Source organism: Microbacterium proteolyticum, assembly GCF_014192415.1.
Classification (GTDB): domain Bacteria; phylum Actinomycetota; class Actinomycetes; order Actinomycetales; family Microbacteriaceae; genus Microbacterium; species Microbacterium proteolyticum.
On sequence record NZ_JACHXY010000003.1, the window covers coordinates 16234 to 30930 of the forward strand.

Genomic DNA, 14697 nt, shown 5'->3' on the forward strand with positions numbered 1-14697 from the left:
GATTCTCACACAATGATCATATTTTTGACAAGATATGGTCGTACCTAATGCACCTAAGGAGGGGTCATGGCGCGAGCGTCGCACGACTCGGTGGTGGATGCCATCGGCATGCGAATCGTCGACGGCGACCTCGCCACCGGACGCGTACTGACCCTCGCCGACCTCGAATCCGAATACGCCGTGTCCCGCACGGTGGTGCGCGAGGCGGTGCGGGTGCTCGAGGCGATGGGCATGCTCGCTCAGCGCCGCCGCGTGGGCATCACGGTGCGTCCCCCCGCCGACTGGAGCGCTCTGGACACCCGCCTCATCGGGTGGCAGCTCGCCGGACGCCGCCGCGATCAGTTGATCGTGAACACGACGGAGCTGCGCGCGGCCATCGAACCGGTGGCGGCACGTCTCAGTGCTCGCCGCGCCACCGACCTGCAACGCGGTGAGATCCTCCGTCTCGCGGACGAGCTCGCGCGCCTAGGCGCGGCCGGTCTCGGCAACTCCCCCGAGTACCTCGCGGCCGACATCGCCTTCCACGACCTGATCCTGCTCTCCAGCGGCAACCTCATGCTCGCCGCCGCTCGAGCGCCCATCGCCGCCGCGATCGAGGGCCGCGCGATGCACGGGCTCACCCCCGGCGTCCCGAACCCCGATGCGCTCGACAACCACATCGAGACGGCCGCCGCCATCGGTCGTGCCGATGCCGATGCCGCCGAGGAACACACGCGCCGATACGTCGCCGCGGTGCTCACCGAGGTACGTCGCACCATCTGACCGCCCATCGGGCCGTCAGGCCCACGCCCTTCGACGAAGAGAGAGCCCATGGCCACCCCCGTACCCGTCCTCGTCTTCATGGGACCCGCCGGCACCGGCAAGTCCACCGTCGCCGGTATGCTCGCCGGCCGCCTCGGCTGGGACTTCCAGGAGGGCGACGACCTGCACCCCGAGGCGAACGTCGCCAAGATGGCATCCGGCCACGCCCTGAACGACGACGACCGCTGGCCCTGGCTCGATCGGGTCGCCGCATGGATCGATGGTCAGGCCGCCGCCGGACGCCCCGGCATCATCACGTGCTCAGCCCTGAAGCGCAGCTACCGCGACGTGCTGCGCCGAGACGACGTGACCTTCGTGCTGCTGATGGGCGACCCCTCGCTCGTGCTCGAGCGGCTCCTGCGCCGCCAGGGCCACTACATGCCGCCGTCGCTGCTCACCTCGCAGTTCGACACCCTGGAGATGCCGGATGCCGACGAGCAGGCCGTCCGCATCGACCTCGACCTGACCCCGCAGGAGCAGGTGCAGGAGGTCGTCGACCGCCTGCACCTCCTGCCCGCCTGAAACACGTCGGAGCCGAGCCGATACAGTGGCATCGGCAACCCCACGTGCGCCCGAACCCCTTCCTCGCAGTCTTTTACGGAGCAAACGAATGACGTCGACCCCCTCCCCGACCGGACCCTCGACCGACCAGGACCAGGCCCCTCACCGAGCCGCACAGGTGCACGAGGGTGCGCCCGACATCGAAGACGTCGAGCGTCCCACCGCCGAGGCCGGCTCCCGCCCCGAGGGTGAGGGCGACGGTCGTGCCAACATCGGCGTCGTGGGTCTGGCCGTGATGGGCTCGAACCTGGCGCGCAACCTCGCCAGCCGCGAGGGCAACACCGTCGCGGTGTTCAACCGCAGCGCCGACAAGACCGAGCACGTGCTCGAGGCGCACCCCGAGGCGAACTTCGTCGCCTCCTTCTCGTACGAGGACTTCGCCGCGTCGCTGGCGAAGCCGCGCACCGCGATCATCATGGTCAAGGCCGGCCGTCCCACGGACTTCGTCATCGACGAGCTCGTGAAGGTGTTCGAACCCGGCGACATCATCGTCGACGGTGGCAATGCCCTCTTCACCGACACGATCCGCCGCGAGAAGGCCGTGCGCGACACGGGCATCAACTTCGTCGGCATGGGCGTCTCGGGCGGTGAAGAGGGAGCGCTTCTCGGCCCCTCGATCATGCCCGGCGGCTCCGACGAGGCGTGGGCCACGCTCGGCCCGATCCTGAAGTCGATCGCCGCGATCGCCGAGGGCGAGCCGTGCGTGACGCACGTCGGCCACGACGGCGCCGGCCACTTCGTGAAGATGGTGCACAACGGCATCGAGTACGCCGACATGCAGCTCATCGCCGAGGCCTACGACCTGATCCGCCAGGCGACGGGAAAGACCCCCGCCGAGATCGCCGACGTTTTTGCGGAGTGGAACCGCGGCGAGCTGGAGTCGTACCTGATCGAGATCACCGCCGAGGTGCTGCGTCAGGTGGATGCCGAGACGGGCAAGCCCCTCGTCGACGTCATCCTCGACCAGGCCGGCGCGAAGGGCACCGGCGCGTGGACCGTGCAGACCGCGCTCGACCTGGGCGTTCCCGTCTCGGGCATCGCCGAGGCCACCTTCGCCCGATCACTGTCGAGCCACCCGGAGCAGCGCGAGGTGTCGCGCGAGCTCCCCGGCCCGTCCGGCACCGACGTGCTGGCCGGCAAGGACGCCGACGCGTTCATCGAGCAGGTGCGCATGGCGCTGTACGCCTCGAAGATCGTCGCCTACTCGCAGGGCTTCGACGAGATCCGTGCCGGCGCCGCACAGTACGACTGGAAGATCGACCTGGGCGCCGTGTCGAAGATCTTCCGCGGCGGGTGCATCATCCGCGCGCAGTTCCTCAACCGTATCGCCGAGGCCTACGACGCCGAGCCGAGCCTGCCCGTGCTGCTCACCGCGCCGTACTTCGTCGAGGCCCTCGGTCGCGCCCAGGACTCGTGGCGCGACATCGTCGCCCTCGCCGCCGCGGCCGGCATCCCCGCCCCCGCGTTCAGCTCGTCGCTGGCCTACTACGACGGTCTGCGCGCCGAACGTCTGCCCGCCGCCCTCATCCAGGGCCAGCGCGACTTCTTCGGCGCCCACACCTACCGTCGTGTCGACAAAGAGGGCACCTTCCACACCCTCTGGTCGGGCGACCGCACCGAGATCGAGGCTGAGGACACCCACTGACCCGGCTGGTCACGAGGCGGCGACGGGCACTGCTCGTCGCCGCTTCGGCGTTGTACGCCACGGGCGTGTGGTGGATGACACTGCGCCCCACGATCGTCGACCCGCAGGTCGAGAGTGCAATCCGCCGCCTGGTCCGGGTGCTGCAGTCGGTTCCCGGGATGCAATGGGTCACCTACAGCGGAGTGGAGTTCACCGCCAACGTCGCGATGTTCGTGCCCCTGGGGCTGCTCGTCGTCGCATGGGGCGGGCGCTGGTGGCACGGCATCCTCGGTGGGCTCGTGGTGAGCGCCGGGATCGAGACGTGGCAGCTGCTCATGCTCCCCGGCCGGGTCGCCGATGTGCGCGACCTCGTCGCGAACACGCTCGGCGCGGCCCTCGGCATCGGTGCGGCAGTGGTGTTCAGCCGATGGCTCGCGCGCTCACAGGAAGCCCATAGCCCGCGCCATAGAAAGGTCATAGATTCCCCCTCACAATGAGTGCATGACCGCGACCGCCGCCGCCCCCGCTTTCACCCGCCCTGACGGGAGCGCGCTGCGCGTGCTCGTCGTCGATGACGAGCAGATGCTCACCGACCTTCTGTCGATGGCGCTGCGCATGGAGGGCTGGGAGGTCAAGACCGCGGGATCCGGCTTCGACGCCCTGCAGTCGGCTCGCGACTTCGAACCGGATGCCATGGTGCTCGACATCATGATGCCCGACCTCGACGGCATGGCCGTGCTGCAGCGCCTGCGCCACTCGGGCAACGACGTTCCCGTGCTCTTCCTCACCGCGAAGGACGCCGTGGCCGACCGCGTCGCGGGTCTCACCGCCGGCGGCGACGACTACGTCACCAAGCCGTTCAGCCTCGAAGAGGTCGTCGCCCGGCTCCGCGGGCTCATGCGCCGCGCCGGCACCGCTCTGACGCGCGACTCCGAACCGATCCTGCGGGTGGGAGACCTGTCGCTGAACGAGGACAGCCACGAGGTGGTCCGCGGCGGCAAAGAGATCGAGCTGACGGCGACCGAGTTCGAGCTGCTGCGCTTCCTCATGCGCAACCAGCGGCGCGTGGTGTCGAAGGCGCAGATCCTCGACCGCGTGTGGAACTACGACTTCGGCGGACGCTCCAGCGTCGTCGAGCTGTACATCTCGTACCTGCGGAAGAAGATCGACGCGGGGCATGAGCCGCTCATCCACACCGTGCGCGGTGTGGGCTACATGATCAAAGCTCCTCAGTGAGCCTTCCGCCCCGGCCCGCTCCCCCGCTGCCGCATCCGGCCTCGCGAGAGGGCGTCATGACGCGGCTCCGCCATCCGTGGACGCTGCAGGCGCGTCTGATGACGGCGGTGATCGGCATGGTGGCCTTCATCCTGGTGATGATCGGCATCTCCACCAGCGCCATCCTCAGTGGGGTCCTGTACGTCAATCTCGGCGCGCAGGTGGACGAAGCCGCCTCATCGATCCAGTCCCGGGCCGCGTTCTCGTCGACGGCCGAGAGTGTGCTGGAGTCCAGCCGCTTCCCGGGCGGCACTCTGCTGGTGGTGAATTCGCGTTCCGGTTACACCGGAGCCGTCGTGGACGATGACGGCCCGCGCGCCTTGACGGACGACGACCTCGGTCAGATCGTCGAGACGCTGCAGTCCACGGAGATCACCGCCCAGACGGTCAATCTCCCCAATCTCGGCGAGTACACCGTGCGGACCTACGCCGCACCCGGAGGCGGAGCGTTCCTCGTCGGCCTCCCACTGTCGAGCGTCACCGGCACCATCGGTGCGATCCTCACCACCGTCGCCCTCGTCACCGCCGGCGGTCTGCTGCTGCTCGCCGTCATCATCGCCATCGTCATCCGCCTCGGCCTGCGGCCCCTCCGCGCCGTCGCCGAGACCGCCACGCGCGTCGCGTCGATGCGCATGGAGGAGGGCGACGTGTCGATCACCGAGCGCGTGCCCGCAGACCAGGTCGATGAGCACACCGAGATCGGCCAGGTGGGCGCCGCTCTGAACACCCTCCTGGACCGCGTGGACGCCTCACTCGGCGCGCGACAGCGAAACGAAGAGATGATGCGTCGTTTCGTGGCGGATGCCAGTCACGAGCTGCGCACGCCCCTGGCATCCATCCGCGGGTTCAGCGAACTGTCGCTGCGGGCCATGCGGCAGGCGCAGGACGACGAGAGCCGCCAGCGCATCGCCCTCGCCGTGGAGACCACGGAGCAGTCGCTCGAGCGCATTCAGGCGCAGTCGGTGCGCATGACCCGCTTGGTCGAAGACCTGCTGCTGCTGGCCCGCCTCGACGAGGGCCAGGAGCTGGTGTACGGCTCGGTCGACCTGACCCGCCTCGCGGTGGAGGCCGTGGGCGACGCCCGTCCGGCCGGCCTCGACCACACGTGGACGCTCGACGTGCCCGACGAACCCGTCGAGCTCGCCGGTGATGCCTCGCGCCTGCACCAGGTCGTCGCCAACCTTCTCGCCAACGCCCGGACCCACACCCCCGCGGGCAGTGAGATCGCCGTCTCCGTCGTGCACGAGGGCGACGAAGCGGTCCTGCGCGTGCACGACGACGGTCCCGGCATCGACCCCTCGGTCGCCTCGCAGCTCTTCGAACGGTTCGCGCGCGCGGACCGCTCGCGCGATCGCAAGACCGGCGGCACGGGCCTGGGTCTGTCCATCGCCCGCGCCATCGTCGAGGCCCACCGCGGCACGATCGCCGTGCGAAGCACCCCTGGGGACACGACTTTCGAGGTACGCCTCCCCGCCAGGCCCGCCGACCCGGCCTGAGGCGAGGCCTCCTCGCCGCAAACGGACGGAACGGACGGCGCATTGCTACCGCACCAGATTGCTCAAAGGAAATGCCCCTTTCGATAGGCTGGGCACTACCTGGGAATCCAGGCCTTTCTCGAGGGAGTCGAGGGGGAGCATTCGGAGGTTTGTGTGCTGATTCGTGCACGCGATTGCGGGGCTTTCGCGGTCGCAATGATCGCGGTGGTCATCTCGATCGGAGTTTCGGCGCACGCCGAGGTGATTTCTTCACCGGACCCGACCGCCGAGGTCATCGACCAGCCGGCATTGCCCGCGGGTCCGGAGCCTTCCATCGAACCGTCGGTACCCGAGGGGACCTTCGACCCCGCTCCGACGGAACCGGTGCCGACCGAGGTGCCGACCGTCGCTCCCCCGGCGCCCGTGGGCACCGCGACCTTCGAGTCGACCCGCCCCAGCGGCACCGTCGTCGAATACTTCCGCTCGGGGGACGCGACGACGACCTCTCGCGGGACGGACGGCCAGGTGCCCCGTGACTCCGCCCCCGCACCTCAGGGGGTCCAACCGTCGGAGGACCGCACGGAGATCCCACCCGCTTCGCCCACCCCCGCTCTCCCCACCGCATCCCCCACCCCCGTCGTCGCCACCGCATCACCCGCCCCCGGCGACGCACGGGGAGAATCGGCGGGGTCGGGCGCGGCAGTATGGTCGACTTCTGCGCAGAAGGCACCCACACCCACTCTGCCCACCCTGATCCTGGGGATGGCGGTCCTCGTCAGCGGACTGGCGCTGATGAGGTATCGCACTTCCGTGTACCACGCCATCGTGAGGGCGGAGAAGCAGCCGATCAGGACGGGCTCCGGCGAACGCGCAGCGCACCTTCAGGGCCCGTTCCGGGTCGGAATCGCGGGTGCGGTCGTTGCGCTCATCGGGGTCATGATGAACGGTTATGCGGCGTGGCAGCTCTGGATGTCCCTCCTGTCCTGACGAGCGCATCTCGGCACGGACACGGCCCCGCATGGACATGAAGCTCGAACTCATTCCCCTCCCGGTCTCCGACGTGAGCCGCAGCAAGGGGTTCTCCGTCGATGCCCTCGATTTCCCCCTCGACCACGACGTGGAGCCCGGCAACGGCATGCGGATCGTCGAGGTCACTCCACCCGGGTCCGCGTGCTCCACCGCCTTCGGCACGGGCATGACCCGGCCGGATGCCGGCCCCGTCCACGGTATCCATCTCGTCGTCGACGACATCGCGGCCGTTCGCCGAGGCCTCCGGGCGCGCGGGGTCGACATCGGCGCAATCCGCGACCTGGACGGAGTGGCCTACGCGTCGTTCAGCGACCCGGACGGCAACACCTGGGAGCTGCCGTCGCTCCGGGGGCCGCGCGTGTCCTGACCGGCTCCACGGCGGAAGAGCTCAGCCCCAGAGCGGCTCCACCGACGCGGCCAATGCCCGAAGCTGTCCGCCGTCGACGATGACCCGTGACTCACCGATGCCGAAGGCGGGCCACTGCAGGACGAGCTCGAGGGGGCCCTCGGGCGGGAGCGGCCAGAGCCACAGGCCGTCGTGCATCGTGGAGCTCTCGGCACCTCCGGACCCGCCGCCGCCCGTCACGCGCACGGTGTGCCCCTCGGGCGTCTCCGCCCCGGGGATTCCGAAGCGCCCATCGGTGAACAGGCGTTCCCCGTCGCCGAGGACGAGCCCCCACCTCAGCCGGTCTCTGCCGTTCATCGCCGAGCCCCAGTGACCGGAGAAGTCCATCTGCGCCAACTGCCACTCCCGGGGGTCGCGGCCGCCCCGCCGCAGATGCCGGTCCACCAGCAGTTCCACGCCGTCCGAGTAGACCCGCACGCCGGTCAACGCGACGACGACGTCGTCACCCCGCCCGATGACCTCGGACACGGCGAACAGCGCGGGAAGCTCGTCGCGCGGCGGCTCGAATGACGGCGTACGCTCGTCGACCTGGTCGAACGGATTCTCATCGTCACCGGGAGCGTCAGCGGGGAAGAAGTCCATTGCTCTACTCTGCCGATCGGCTCCCCCGACCGCCACGGGCGGATTCAGTACCCCGCGAACGCATCGGTCGTGAGCGACTTCGCCTTTCCCAGGGCAGGTGCGAGGGCCGCGATCAGTCGCGGCGGCCCCGAGACGTACGCCGCGCGCTGCGCGATGTCAGGCACTGCGCGCACCAGCCCCTCGGCATCCACGCGGTCGGGTCCCGCCCACACCCAACCGGCGGGCAGGTCGTGAGGCTCGTCGCGCGAATACACGACGACGGGGATGCGGCTGGCGGCGATATCGCCGCGGAAGGCGAGCTCCGCCGCCTCCGACACCACGTAGACCAGCACGACGTCACGGTCCTGGCCGGTGGCGACGAGGTGACGCAGTTGCGAGACGAAGGGTGTCACCCCGATACCGGCGGCCACCAGCAGCACGGGCGCCGTCGGGCGCGACGGTAGCACGAAGTCGCCCCACACACCGGTGACGGCGAGCGTCGACCCCGACTCGACGGCGGCCAGGGCCTTCTTGTACGACGACTGCGATCCGTCCTTGAACGCGATCCGCACCTCGGGAAGGTCCTCCGGCGCCGACGCGATCGAGAACTCCCGACGGGTGCCGCGGGCGTCGGGGCGCCGATGCGGTACGTCGAGCTCGAGGTACTGCCCCGGAGAGAACGAGAACGGCCGGGCGGCGTGGAACGTCAGCTCGCGGACGGTCGGCGTCAGCTCACGACGCCGCTCGACCCGCAGGCGCACGGCCGCCCGCAGGCACAGCAGGAACGCGAGCAGGTTGCCGATCAGCAGAGCCCGCTCCTGACCGAGCGTGATGTCTCCCACGGGCACCGGCCAGCCGGCGAGGACGCCGACGACGATCGCGACGAGGTACTGCTGCGTGCGGCGCGGGGGCAGGGTGAGGGGCTCGGACAACATGAAGGCGCCGAGGAAGAGGAAGGGCGACGAGAACGCCACCTGCACCAGCACGGCGGGCACGTCGACGGGGAAACCCGCGGCCTGGAACTGCACCGTCGTGCGCGCGAACGCCACGACCATCGCCACGGCCCAGAACACCACCACGATCGGCAGTTTGTCGGTGCGCAGCAGGAGCAGGACACCGAGCACGAGCACGGGGGCGGCGAGCCAGGGCGAGCCCACCCACCAGGCCGAGGAGCCCAGGTCGGGCGCCCAGATGCTCACGATGGTCAGCACGCTCGCGCCGGTCGCGGCGGGGTTGAAGATGTGTCGCCCGCGCCAGACGAGCAGGTACTTCGACGCGGATGCCACGACTCCCGCCAGCGCGAGACCCGCCAGCCCCAGCGGCTCGATCGACGGGCGCAGCACGAACAGCAGGATCAGAGCCGTGATGAGCGAGGACTCCAGCCGTCGCGGCATCCGGAGCACGCTCTGGGCGACGAAGTCGGTGGCGGCGCACGCGAGGGCGAGCACCACCGCGCTGACGACGAGCTCGAGCGGGGCGGGAACGACGAGACCGGCGAAGGACAGCACGAGGGCGATCAGCGCGAGCAGGCCGAGCGACGACAGCACCAGGCGGTACATCGAGACCCGGCCGATCAGGCCGAGCAGGCGGGTCGAGCCCGCGGTGAGCGTGGTGCTCATGAGAAGACCTCTCCAGGGAATCCGGGCGACCACTCCACGCGGCCGTCGGTGCGCATGCGCACCCAGTGCGCGTTCCAGGATGCCGCGAGCTCGGGCCCGCCGTCGAAGAACAGGGCCGTGGCGAGGGCGTCGGCCCGCATCGCCGTCTCGGCCAGCGCCCAGGTGGCGGCGAACGCCCGCACGGGCGCACCGGTGCGAGCGTCGAGGACGTGATGCAGACCATCGCCCCATGCGCGGCGGTTGATGGCCGATGCGCAGAGCGCACCGTCGGTCACCGTGACCACGCCGATGGCGAGGGTGGGGTCGTAGGGGTGTTCCAGCGCGACGCGCACCGGAGCGCCGCGTGCAGCGAGGTCGCCCGAGGCGTCGACCACGACGTCGCCGTCGGCGTGCGCGCCCACGACGTCGAGCACGAGGTCGACGAGGCGGCCCTTGCCCACAGCTCCGACGTCGATCGTCGACGGCGTCGAGACGCTCAGACGGCCGTCGCCCCACGCGAGCGCGTGGCGCCACGACAGGGCCGGCTGAGGAGCACCCGACGGCGTGAGTGTCAGCCGCGCGTCGTAGCCCAGGCGGGCCAGAGCGTCGCCGACCAGCGGATTCACGGCCCCCGCGGTCGCGGCGTCGAGTTCGTCGTAGAGGGCGAGCATGGCATCCGCGTCCGGCGGTGCGGGGACGGATGCCGCGCGGCCCTGCGCGAGCGCCGACACCGTCGAGTCGTCGCGGAACCGCGACCACTCCCGGTCGAAGCGCTCGACGCGTGCCGTGACCTCGTCGCGGGCGATCGACGACAGCGGCTCGGCCGTGTCGATCGCCCACGACGTGCCGATCGCGTCGAAGGCCCAGGTCGAGCCCGTCGCGGTCGGAGGGGTCATGATCGTCAGGCCTTGGCCTCGGTCTTGATGGTCTCGACGGCGTTGTTGAAGCCGCCGCTGGTCAGCGACGAACCGGCGACCTTGCTCACCGAGATCTCGTCGAGCTTCTTGCCGACGACTTCGTCGGCGATGCCGCCGATGAACTCGCTCTGGTAGCGCCGGGACTCCGCCGCCTGCGGGTCGCCCGACACCTTGACCTCGGTGATGGTGTCGCCGGCGAGGGTGAGGGTGACATCGACGGTCTCGACGCTCTCGGGGGTGGCGTACTGACCGGTCGCCTCATAGGTGCCGTCGGCGTAGGTGCCCGACGTCGCGGTGCCGCCCGTGGCGGCGCTCGCGCTGGGCGCAGAGGTGGCCGCGGGGGCGGCGGTCGTCTCGGCCGGCGCGGGGGCGGCTGCATCGCTGGTCGTGCCGCCGGCGCAGCCGGCCAGGGTGACGATGCCGGCGACTCCCAGCAGTGCGGTGCCGATGCGGACGGGACGGGGTACGGCTGTGGTGCGGATCATGAGGGTCCTCCTTCGGTCGTGCCGAGCTCGTGCGTTCGTGCTCACGGTAGGGACACGACCTTGACGCCGGCCCGGTTCACACATTTGAGCGAGCTGTGAGCCACGGGCGTCCGCCGGCGGCGTGCGAGTTCGACGGCCACCTCGCCGGAGCTCGCACGGGGCCCGAGGACGAATGCCGCTCACAACCTCCGAAACGAACACACCGTCGGCGATTCGAGCCGAATCGCACCGACCGCGAGCGGATCACCGAGGTTGTGCGCGGCGACGTCCTCGGACATGCGCAGAGCGGGCGGAACGCCTACGCGTCGCCGCCGAACATGCTCGTGACCGAGCCGTCCTCGAAGACCTCGTGGATCGCGCGGGCCAGCAGCGGGGCGATCGGCAGCACCGTCAGTCGGTCGAAGCGGCGCTCGGCGGGCAGCGGAACGGTGTCGGTGACGACGACCTCGTCGATCGCGGCATCCTGAAGCCGTTCGGTGGCCGGGTCGCTGAAGATCGCGTGGGTCGCGGCGACGATGACCTTGCGCGCGCCGCTGGCCTTCAGTGCCTGGGCGGCCTTCTGGATCGTGCCGCCGGTGTCGATCATGTCGTCGACGAGGAGGCAGGTGCGCCCCTTCACGTCACCGACGATCTCGTGCACCGAGACCTGGTTCGCGACCTTCGGATCGCGTCGCTTGTGGATGATCGCCAGCGGCGCCCCCAGGCTGTCGGACCAGGTGTCGGCGACGCGCACGCGACCCATGTCGGGCGAGACGACCGTCAGGGTCTCGCGGTCTTCGCCGGTGAGCATCTGCTCGAAGTGCTCGAGCAGCACGGGCTTGGCGAACAGGTGGTCGACGGGGCCGTCGAAGAAGCCCTGGATCTGAGCGGCGTGCAGGTCGACGCTCATGATGCGGTCGGCGCCGGCGGTCTTGAGCAGGTCGGCGACGAGGCGGGCGCTGATGGGCTCGCGACCGCGGCCCTTCTTGTCCTGCCGTGAGTACGGGTAGTACGGGGCGACGACGGTGATGCGCTTGGCCGAGGCGCGCTTGAGAGCGTCGAGCATGATCAGCAGTTCCATCAGCCACTCGTTGACCGGCGGGCCGAACGACTGGATGACGAACACGTCGCAGCCGCGGATGGACACCTCGAAACGGGTGTAGATCTCACCCGAGGCGAAGGTGCGGTGCTCGGTGGGCGCCAGCTCGGTACCGAGGTGATGCGCGACCTGGGCCGCGACCTCGGGGTGCGAACGCCCCGAAGCGACGACGAGACGCTTCTTGGTCTTGGCGACGAGCCCGGGGGCGATGCCGTTGTCGCGGTCGAGATCTACACGATTCTTCTTACGAGCCATCGGCCGCTTCCTGTTCAGCCCGAGCCCGCGCGGCCACGTCGGCTGCAGCAGTGCCCGGTCGGTTCTTCTCGACCCACCCCTCGATGTTGCGCTGGGGTGCCACGCTCAGCGCCAGAGCACCGGCCGGAACGTCCTTTCGGATGACCGCACCGGCACCCGTCTTGGCGCCGTCCCCAATCGTAACCGGCGCGACGAAGACGTTGTGCGAACCGCTGTGCACCTCGTCGCCGATGACCGTGCGGTGCTTGGCGATGTCGTCGTAGTTGGCCGTGATGGCGCCGGCGCCCAGGTTGACGCCGCGCCCGATGTCGGTGTCGCCGATGTACGACAGGTGGGGCACCTTGCTGCCTTCGCCGATCGAGGAGTTCTTGATCTCGACGAAGGTGCCGACCTTGCCCCGGACGCCCACGCGGGCGTTGGCCCGGAGGTAAGCGAAGGGTCCGACGGTGGCGCCGGAGTCGACGACCGCGAGCGTGGCGTCGGAGCGGGTGATCGTGGCATCCTCGCCCACCTCGCAGTCGACGAGGCTCGTGTCGGGTCCGATCGTGGAGCCCGAACCGATCACGGTCGCGCCGCGTACGTGGGTGTTGGGCAGGATCGTCACATCGGGCGCGAGCGTCGCGGTCGTGTCGATCCAGGTGGTGGCCGGGTCGACCACGGTGACGCCCTCGAGCTGCCACCGGCGGACCGTGCGCGCGTTGAGCGTGCGGCCGGCCTCGGAGAGCTGCACACGGTCGTTCACGCCCAGGGCGGCGGACGCATCGGAGGTGACGGATGCCGCCACCCCGAGCTGCGCGTCACGCAGCAGGCCGATCACGTCGGTGAGGTACTTCTCGCCCTGCGCGTTGTCCGTGCCCACGAGCGCGAGCTGTGCGCGCAGCGGCGCCGATCGGAAGACGTAGACGCCGACGTTGATCTCGGTGACGGCGGCCTCGTCGGCCGTCGCGTCTTTCTGCTCGACGATGCGGCGGACGCCGTCGGCGTCGTCGCGCAGGATGCGGCCGTACCCGAACGGCTCATCGACCCGCGCGCTCAGCAGCGTCACGGCCGTTCCGCCCGTGCGGTGCGTCGCCAGCAGTTCGGTGAGCGTGCCGGTCTCGAGCAGCGGCACGTCGGCGCTGAGCACGAGCACGTCGCCCTCGAAACCCTCGAGCGCACCGAGGGCGGCCTCGACCGCTCTGCCCGTTCCGGGAACCTCGTCCTGGTCGACGACGATGACTCCGGGGGCGAGCTCGGCCACGGTCTCGGCGACGAGCTCGCGCTCGTGCCGCACGACCACGACGATGCGTGCCGGATCGAGGGATGCCGCGGTGTCGAGCACGTGGCCGACCAAGGGCCTTCCGCCCACCGGGTGCAGCACTTTGGGGACGCGCGACCGCATGCGGGTGCCTTGACCCGCAGCGAGGACGACGACGGCGAGCTCGGTCGTGGAAGTCATGCTCCGCCGCCAGGATTCGAACCTGGACCTAACAGCTCCAAAGGCTGTCGTGCTGCCGTTACACCACGGCGGACCGTGCCCGCGGGCACCGGTCAAGTCTGCCAGACGGCGCGCCTCCGCATCCGCGTCGCGACACCCGGGCCGCCATAATGAGACCGTGAACCGGGACAGCGACGAGGTCGACCGCATCGTCGATGCGTGGGTGCGCCAGCGCCCCGACCTCGATTTCTCCCCGCTCGAGGTGCTCTCGCGTGTCGCGCGGCTGTCACGGCACCTCGACATCGCCCGCAAAGAAGCGTTCCGCCGCAGCGACATCGAGTCGTGGGAGTGGGATGTGCTGTCGGCGCTCCGGCGGGCCGGAGAGCCCTACCAGCTGAGCCCGAAGCAGCTGCTGCAGCAGACCCTCGTCTCCAGCGGCACCATGACCAACCGCATCGACCGGCTCGTCGCCCGCCGGTTCGTGCGCCGCGAAGCCGACCCGGGTGACGGACGGAGCATCCTGGTGACTTTGACCGACGACGGCCGCGTGCGCGTGGATGCCGCCATCACCCGCCTCGTCGATGCCGAGGCCCTGCTGCTCGAGACCCTCTCGCGCGGTGACCGCGAACGGCTGGCGACGCTGCTGCGCAAGCTCAGTCTGGGGTTCGACGCGTGAGCGCCGCGGTGGAGTCGCCGTCGGGCTGGGCGCGCGTGCGGGCGTGGTTCGATGTGCGCTTCCGCTCCCCCGCCGCGATCTACGGATTGATCGTCTTCGCGGCGTTCGTCACGATCGCCGACGACCATGCCGAGTCGGTCGGCGAGGTGCTCCTGAGCGCGTCGAGTTCGCTCGTGGTGTTCTTCATCGCCCACGTGTTCGCCCACACCCTCACCCAGCATGCGGAGCACGGACTACGACACGCGACCGCCGACGCCATCCGTCACGGCGCCGGCATGCTGTACGCGTCGGTGCCCTCCGTGCTCGTGCTGGTGTTCGCCGACGCGGCGGGCATGTCGGTCGAGGACGCGTCCGAACTGTGCGGGTGGTCGACGTTCGTGGTGCTCGGCATCCTCGGTTACTTCGCGTACGCGCGGCGCAAGGCGAACCTGGTGATGCGTCTCCTCGGCGCCTTCGCGACCGCGTGCCTCGGGCTGTTCATCGTCATCCTGGAGTACGCCGTCCACTGAGCCCCGGTCGCACGCCCCCGTCTGGGGAGA

At 70.0% G+C, this 14697-nt stretch carries 16 protein-coding genes and 1 tRNA gene; 10 read left to right on the forward strand and 7 right to left on the reverse strand.

What is annotated here, in order from left to right; genetic code table 11:
- The first annotated feature begins 66 nt into the window (after positions 1-66).
- The 8 genes from FHS07_RS12235 (at position 67) to FHS07_RS12270 (ending at position 7132) form a co-directional block, all read left to right on the forward strand.
- The gene (locus tag FHS07_RS12235) at positions 67-762 is read left to right on the forward strand and encodes a FadR/GntR family transcriptional regulator (protein ID WP_183420190.1); all 696 of its coding nucleotides are present in this window, start codon (positions 67-69) and stop codon (positions 760-762) included.
- Between the two features lie 48 nt (positions 763-810).
- Positions 811-1323 carry a gluconokinase gene (locus tag FHS07_RS12240; protein ID WP_183420191.1) on the forward strand — a complete coding sequence of 171 codons (513 nt, stop codon included), beginning with the start codon at positions 811-813 and terminating at the stop codon, positions 1321-1323.
- 88 nt (positions 1324-1411) lie between these two features.
- Positions 1412-3007 (forward strand): NADP-dependent phosphogluconate dehydrogenase, encoded by a 1596-nt coding sequence (gene gndA / locus FHS07_RS12245; RefSeq protein ID WP_183420192.1) that lies wholly within the window; start codon positions 1412-1414, stop codon positions 3005-3007.
- A 50-nt stretch (positions 3008-3057) separates the two neighbouring features.
- Positions 3058-3483, forward strand: coding sequence for a VanZ family protein (locus FHS07_RS12250; protein ID WP_281369421.1), 426 nt, complete (start codon positions 3058-3060; stop codon positions 3481-3483).
- A gap of 4 nt (positions 3484-3487) precedes the next feature.
- The gene (locus tag FHS07_RS12255; RefSeq protein ID WP_183420194.1) at positions 3488-4222 is read left to right on the forward strand and encodes a response regulator transcription factor; all 735 of its coding nucleotides are present in this window, start codon (positions 3488-3490) and stop codon (positions 4220-4222) included.
- A gap of 56 nt (positions 4223-4278) precedes the next feature.
- A complete protein-coding gene (locus tag FHS07_RS12260) occupies positions 4279-5757 on the forward strand; it encodes a sensor histidine kinase (RefSeq protein ID WP_183420195.1) in 1479 nt (492 codons plus the stop codon).
- 153 nt (positions 5758-5910) lie between these two features.
- Positions 5911-6723, forward strand: a complete 813-nt coding sequence (locus FHS07_RS12265) for a hypothetical protein (protein ID WP_183420196.1) — start codon at positions 5911-5913, stop codon at positions 6721-6723.
- A 31-nt stretch (positions 6724-6754) separates the two neighbouring features.
- Complete coding sequence (locus FHS07_RS12270) at positions 6755-7132, forward strand: VOC family protein (RefSeq protein ID WP_183420197.1); 378 nt, start codon at positions 6755-6757, stop codon at positions 7130-7132.
- 21 nt (positions 7133-7153) lie between these two features.
- On the opposite strand, the gene FHS07_RS12275 is transcribed toward FHS07_RS12270, so the two are convergent.
- From FHS07_RS12275 to FHS07_RS12305, 7 genes are all read right to left on the reverse strand, one after another.
- On the reverse strand, positions 7154-7753 hold the full coding sequence (locus tag FHS07_RS12275) for a hypothetical protein (protein WP_183420198.1): 600 nt from the start codon (positions 7751-7753) through the stop codon (positions 7154-7156).
- Positions 7754-7797: 44 nt separating this feature from the next.
- Positions 7798-9351 carry an FAD-dependent oxidoreductase gene (locus tag FHS07_RS12280; protein WP_183420199.1) on the reverse strand — a complete coding sequence of 518 codons (1554 nt, stop codon included), beginning with the start codon at positions 9349-9351 and terminating at the stop codon, positions 7798-7800.
- Positions 9348-10226 (reverse strand): FAD:protein FMN transferase, encoded by an 879-nt coding sequence (locus FHS07_RS12285; protein WP_183420200.1) that lies wholly within the window; start codon positions 10224-10226, stop codon positions 9348-9350. Before FHS07_RS12285 ends, FHS07_RS12280 begins: the two co-directional genes overlap by 4 nt.
- A 5-nt stretch (positions 10227-10231) precedes the next feature.
- Positions 10232-10732, reverse strand: a complete 501-nt coding sequence (locus FHS07_RS12290) for an FMN-binding protein (RefSeq protein ID WP_183420201.1) — start codon at positions 10730-10732, stop codon at positions 10232-10234.
- Positions 10733-11030: 298 nt separating this feature from the next.
- Positions 11031-12065 carry a ribose-phosphate diphosphokinase gene (locus tag FHS07_RS12295; protein ID WP_183420202.1) on the reverse strand — a complete coding sequence of 345 codons (1035 nt, stop codon included), beginning with the start codon at positions 12063-12065 and terminating at the stop codon, positions 11031-11033.
- On the reverse strand, positions 12055-13503 hold the full coding sequence (gene glmU, locus FHS07_RS12300) for a bifunctional UDP-N-acetylglucosamine diphosphorylase/glucosamine-1-phosphate N-acetyltransferase GlmU (protein ID WP_183420203.1): 1449 nt from the start codon (positions 13501-13503) through the stop codon (positions 12055-12057). The genes FHS07_RS12295 and glmU overlap by 11 nt, the downstream gene beginning before the upstream one ends.
- 1 nt (position 13504) lies before the next feature.
- Positions 13505-13576: transfer RNA gene (locus FHS07_RS12305), tRNA-Gln, on the reverse strand.
- 84 nt (positions 13577-13660) lie between these two features.
- Here FHS07_RS12305 and FHS07_RS12310 point away from each other — a divergent pair.
- Both FHS07_RS12310 and FHS07_RS12315 read left to right on the forward strand, forming a co-directional pair.
- Positions 13661-14158 carry a MarR family transcriptional regulator gene (locus FHS07_RS12310; RefSeq protein ID WP_183420204.1) on the forward strand — a complete coding sequence of 166 codons (498 nt, stop codon included), beginning with the start codon at positions 13661-13663 and terminating at the stop codon, positions 14156-14158.
- On the forward strand, positions 14155-14667 hold the full coding sequence (locus FHS07_RS12315) for a hypothetical protein (protein ID WP_183420205.1): 513 nt from the start codon (positions 14155-14157) through the stop codon (positions 14665-14667). Before FHS07_RS12310 ends, FHS07_RS12315 begins: the two co-directional genes overlap by 4 nt.
- Positions 14668-14697 lie beyond the last annotated feature (30 nt).

Bases quoted from the DNA above. Each gene is read 5' to 3' on its own strand.
- FHS07_RS12235 (WP_183420190.1), top strand. From the start codon at position 67: ATGGCGCGAGCGTCGCACGACTCGGTGGTGGATGCCATCGGCATGCGA.
- FHS07_RS12240 (WP_183420191.1), top strand. From the start codon at position 811: ATGGCCACCCCCGTACCCGTCCTCGTCTTCATGGGACCCGCCGGCACC.
- gndA (WP_183420192.1), top strand. From the start codon at position 1,412: ATGACGTCGACCCCCTCCCCGACCGGACCCTCGACCGACCAGGACCAG.
- FHS07_RS12255 (WP_183420194.1), top strand. From the start codon at position 3,488: ATGACCGCGACCGCCGCCGCCCCCGCTTTCACCCGCCCTGACGGGAGC.
- FHS07_RS12260 (WP_183420195.1), top strand. From the start codon at position 4,279: ATGACGCGGCTCCGCCATCCGTGGACGCTGCAGGCGCGTCTGATGACG.
- FHS07_RS12270 (WP_183420197.1), top strand. From the start codon at position 6,755: ATGGACATGAAGCTCGAACTCATTCCCCTCCCGGTCTCCGACGTGAGC.
- FHS07_RS12275 (WP_183420198.1), bottom strand. From the start codon at position 7,753: ATGGACTTCTTCCCCGCTGACGCTCCCGGTGACGATGAGAATCCGTTC.
- FHS07_RS12280 (WP_183420199.1), bottom strand. From the start codon at position 9,351: ATGAGCACCACGCTCACCGCGGGCTCGACCCGCCTGCTCGGCCTGATC.
- FHS07_RS12285 (WP_183420200.1), bottom strand. From the start codon at position 10,226: ATGACCCCTCCGACCGCGACGGGCTCGACCTGGGCCTTCGACGCGATC.
- FHS07_RS12290 (WP_183420201.1), bottom strand. From the start codon at position 10,732: ATGATCCGCACCACAGCCGTACCCCGTCCCGTCCGCATCGGCACCGCA.
- FHS07_RS12295 (WP_183420202.1), bottom strand. From the start codon at position 12,065: ATGGCTCGTAAGAAGAATCGTGTAGATCTCGACCGCGACAACGGCATC.
- glmU (WP_183420203.1), bottom strand. From the start codon at position 13,503: ATGACTTCCACGACCGAGCTCGCCGTCGTCGTCCTCGCTGCGGGTCAA.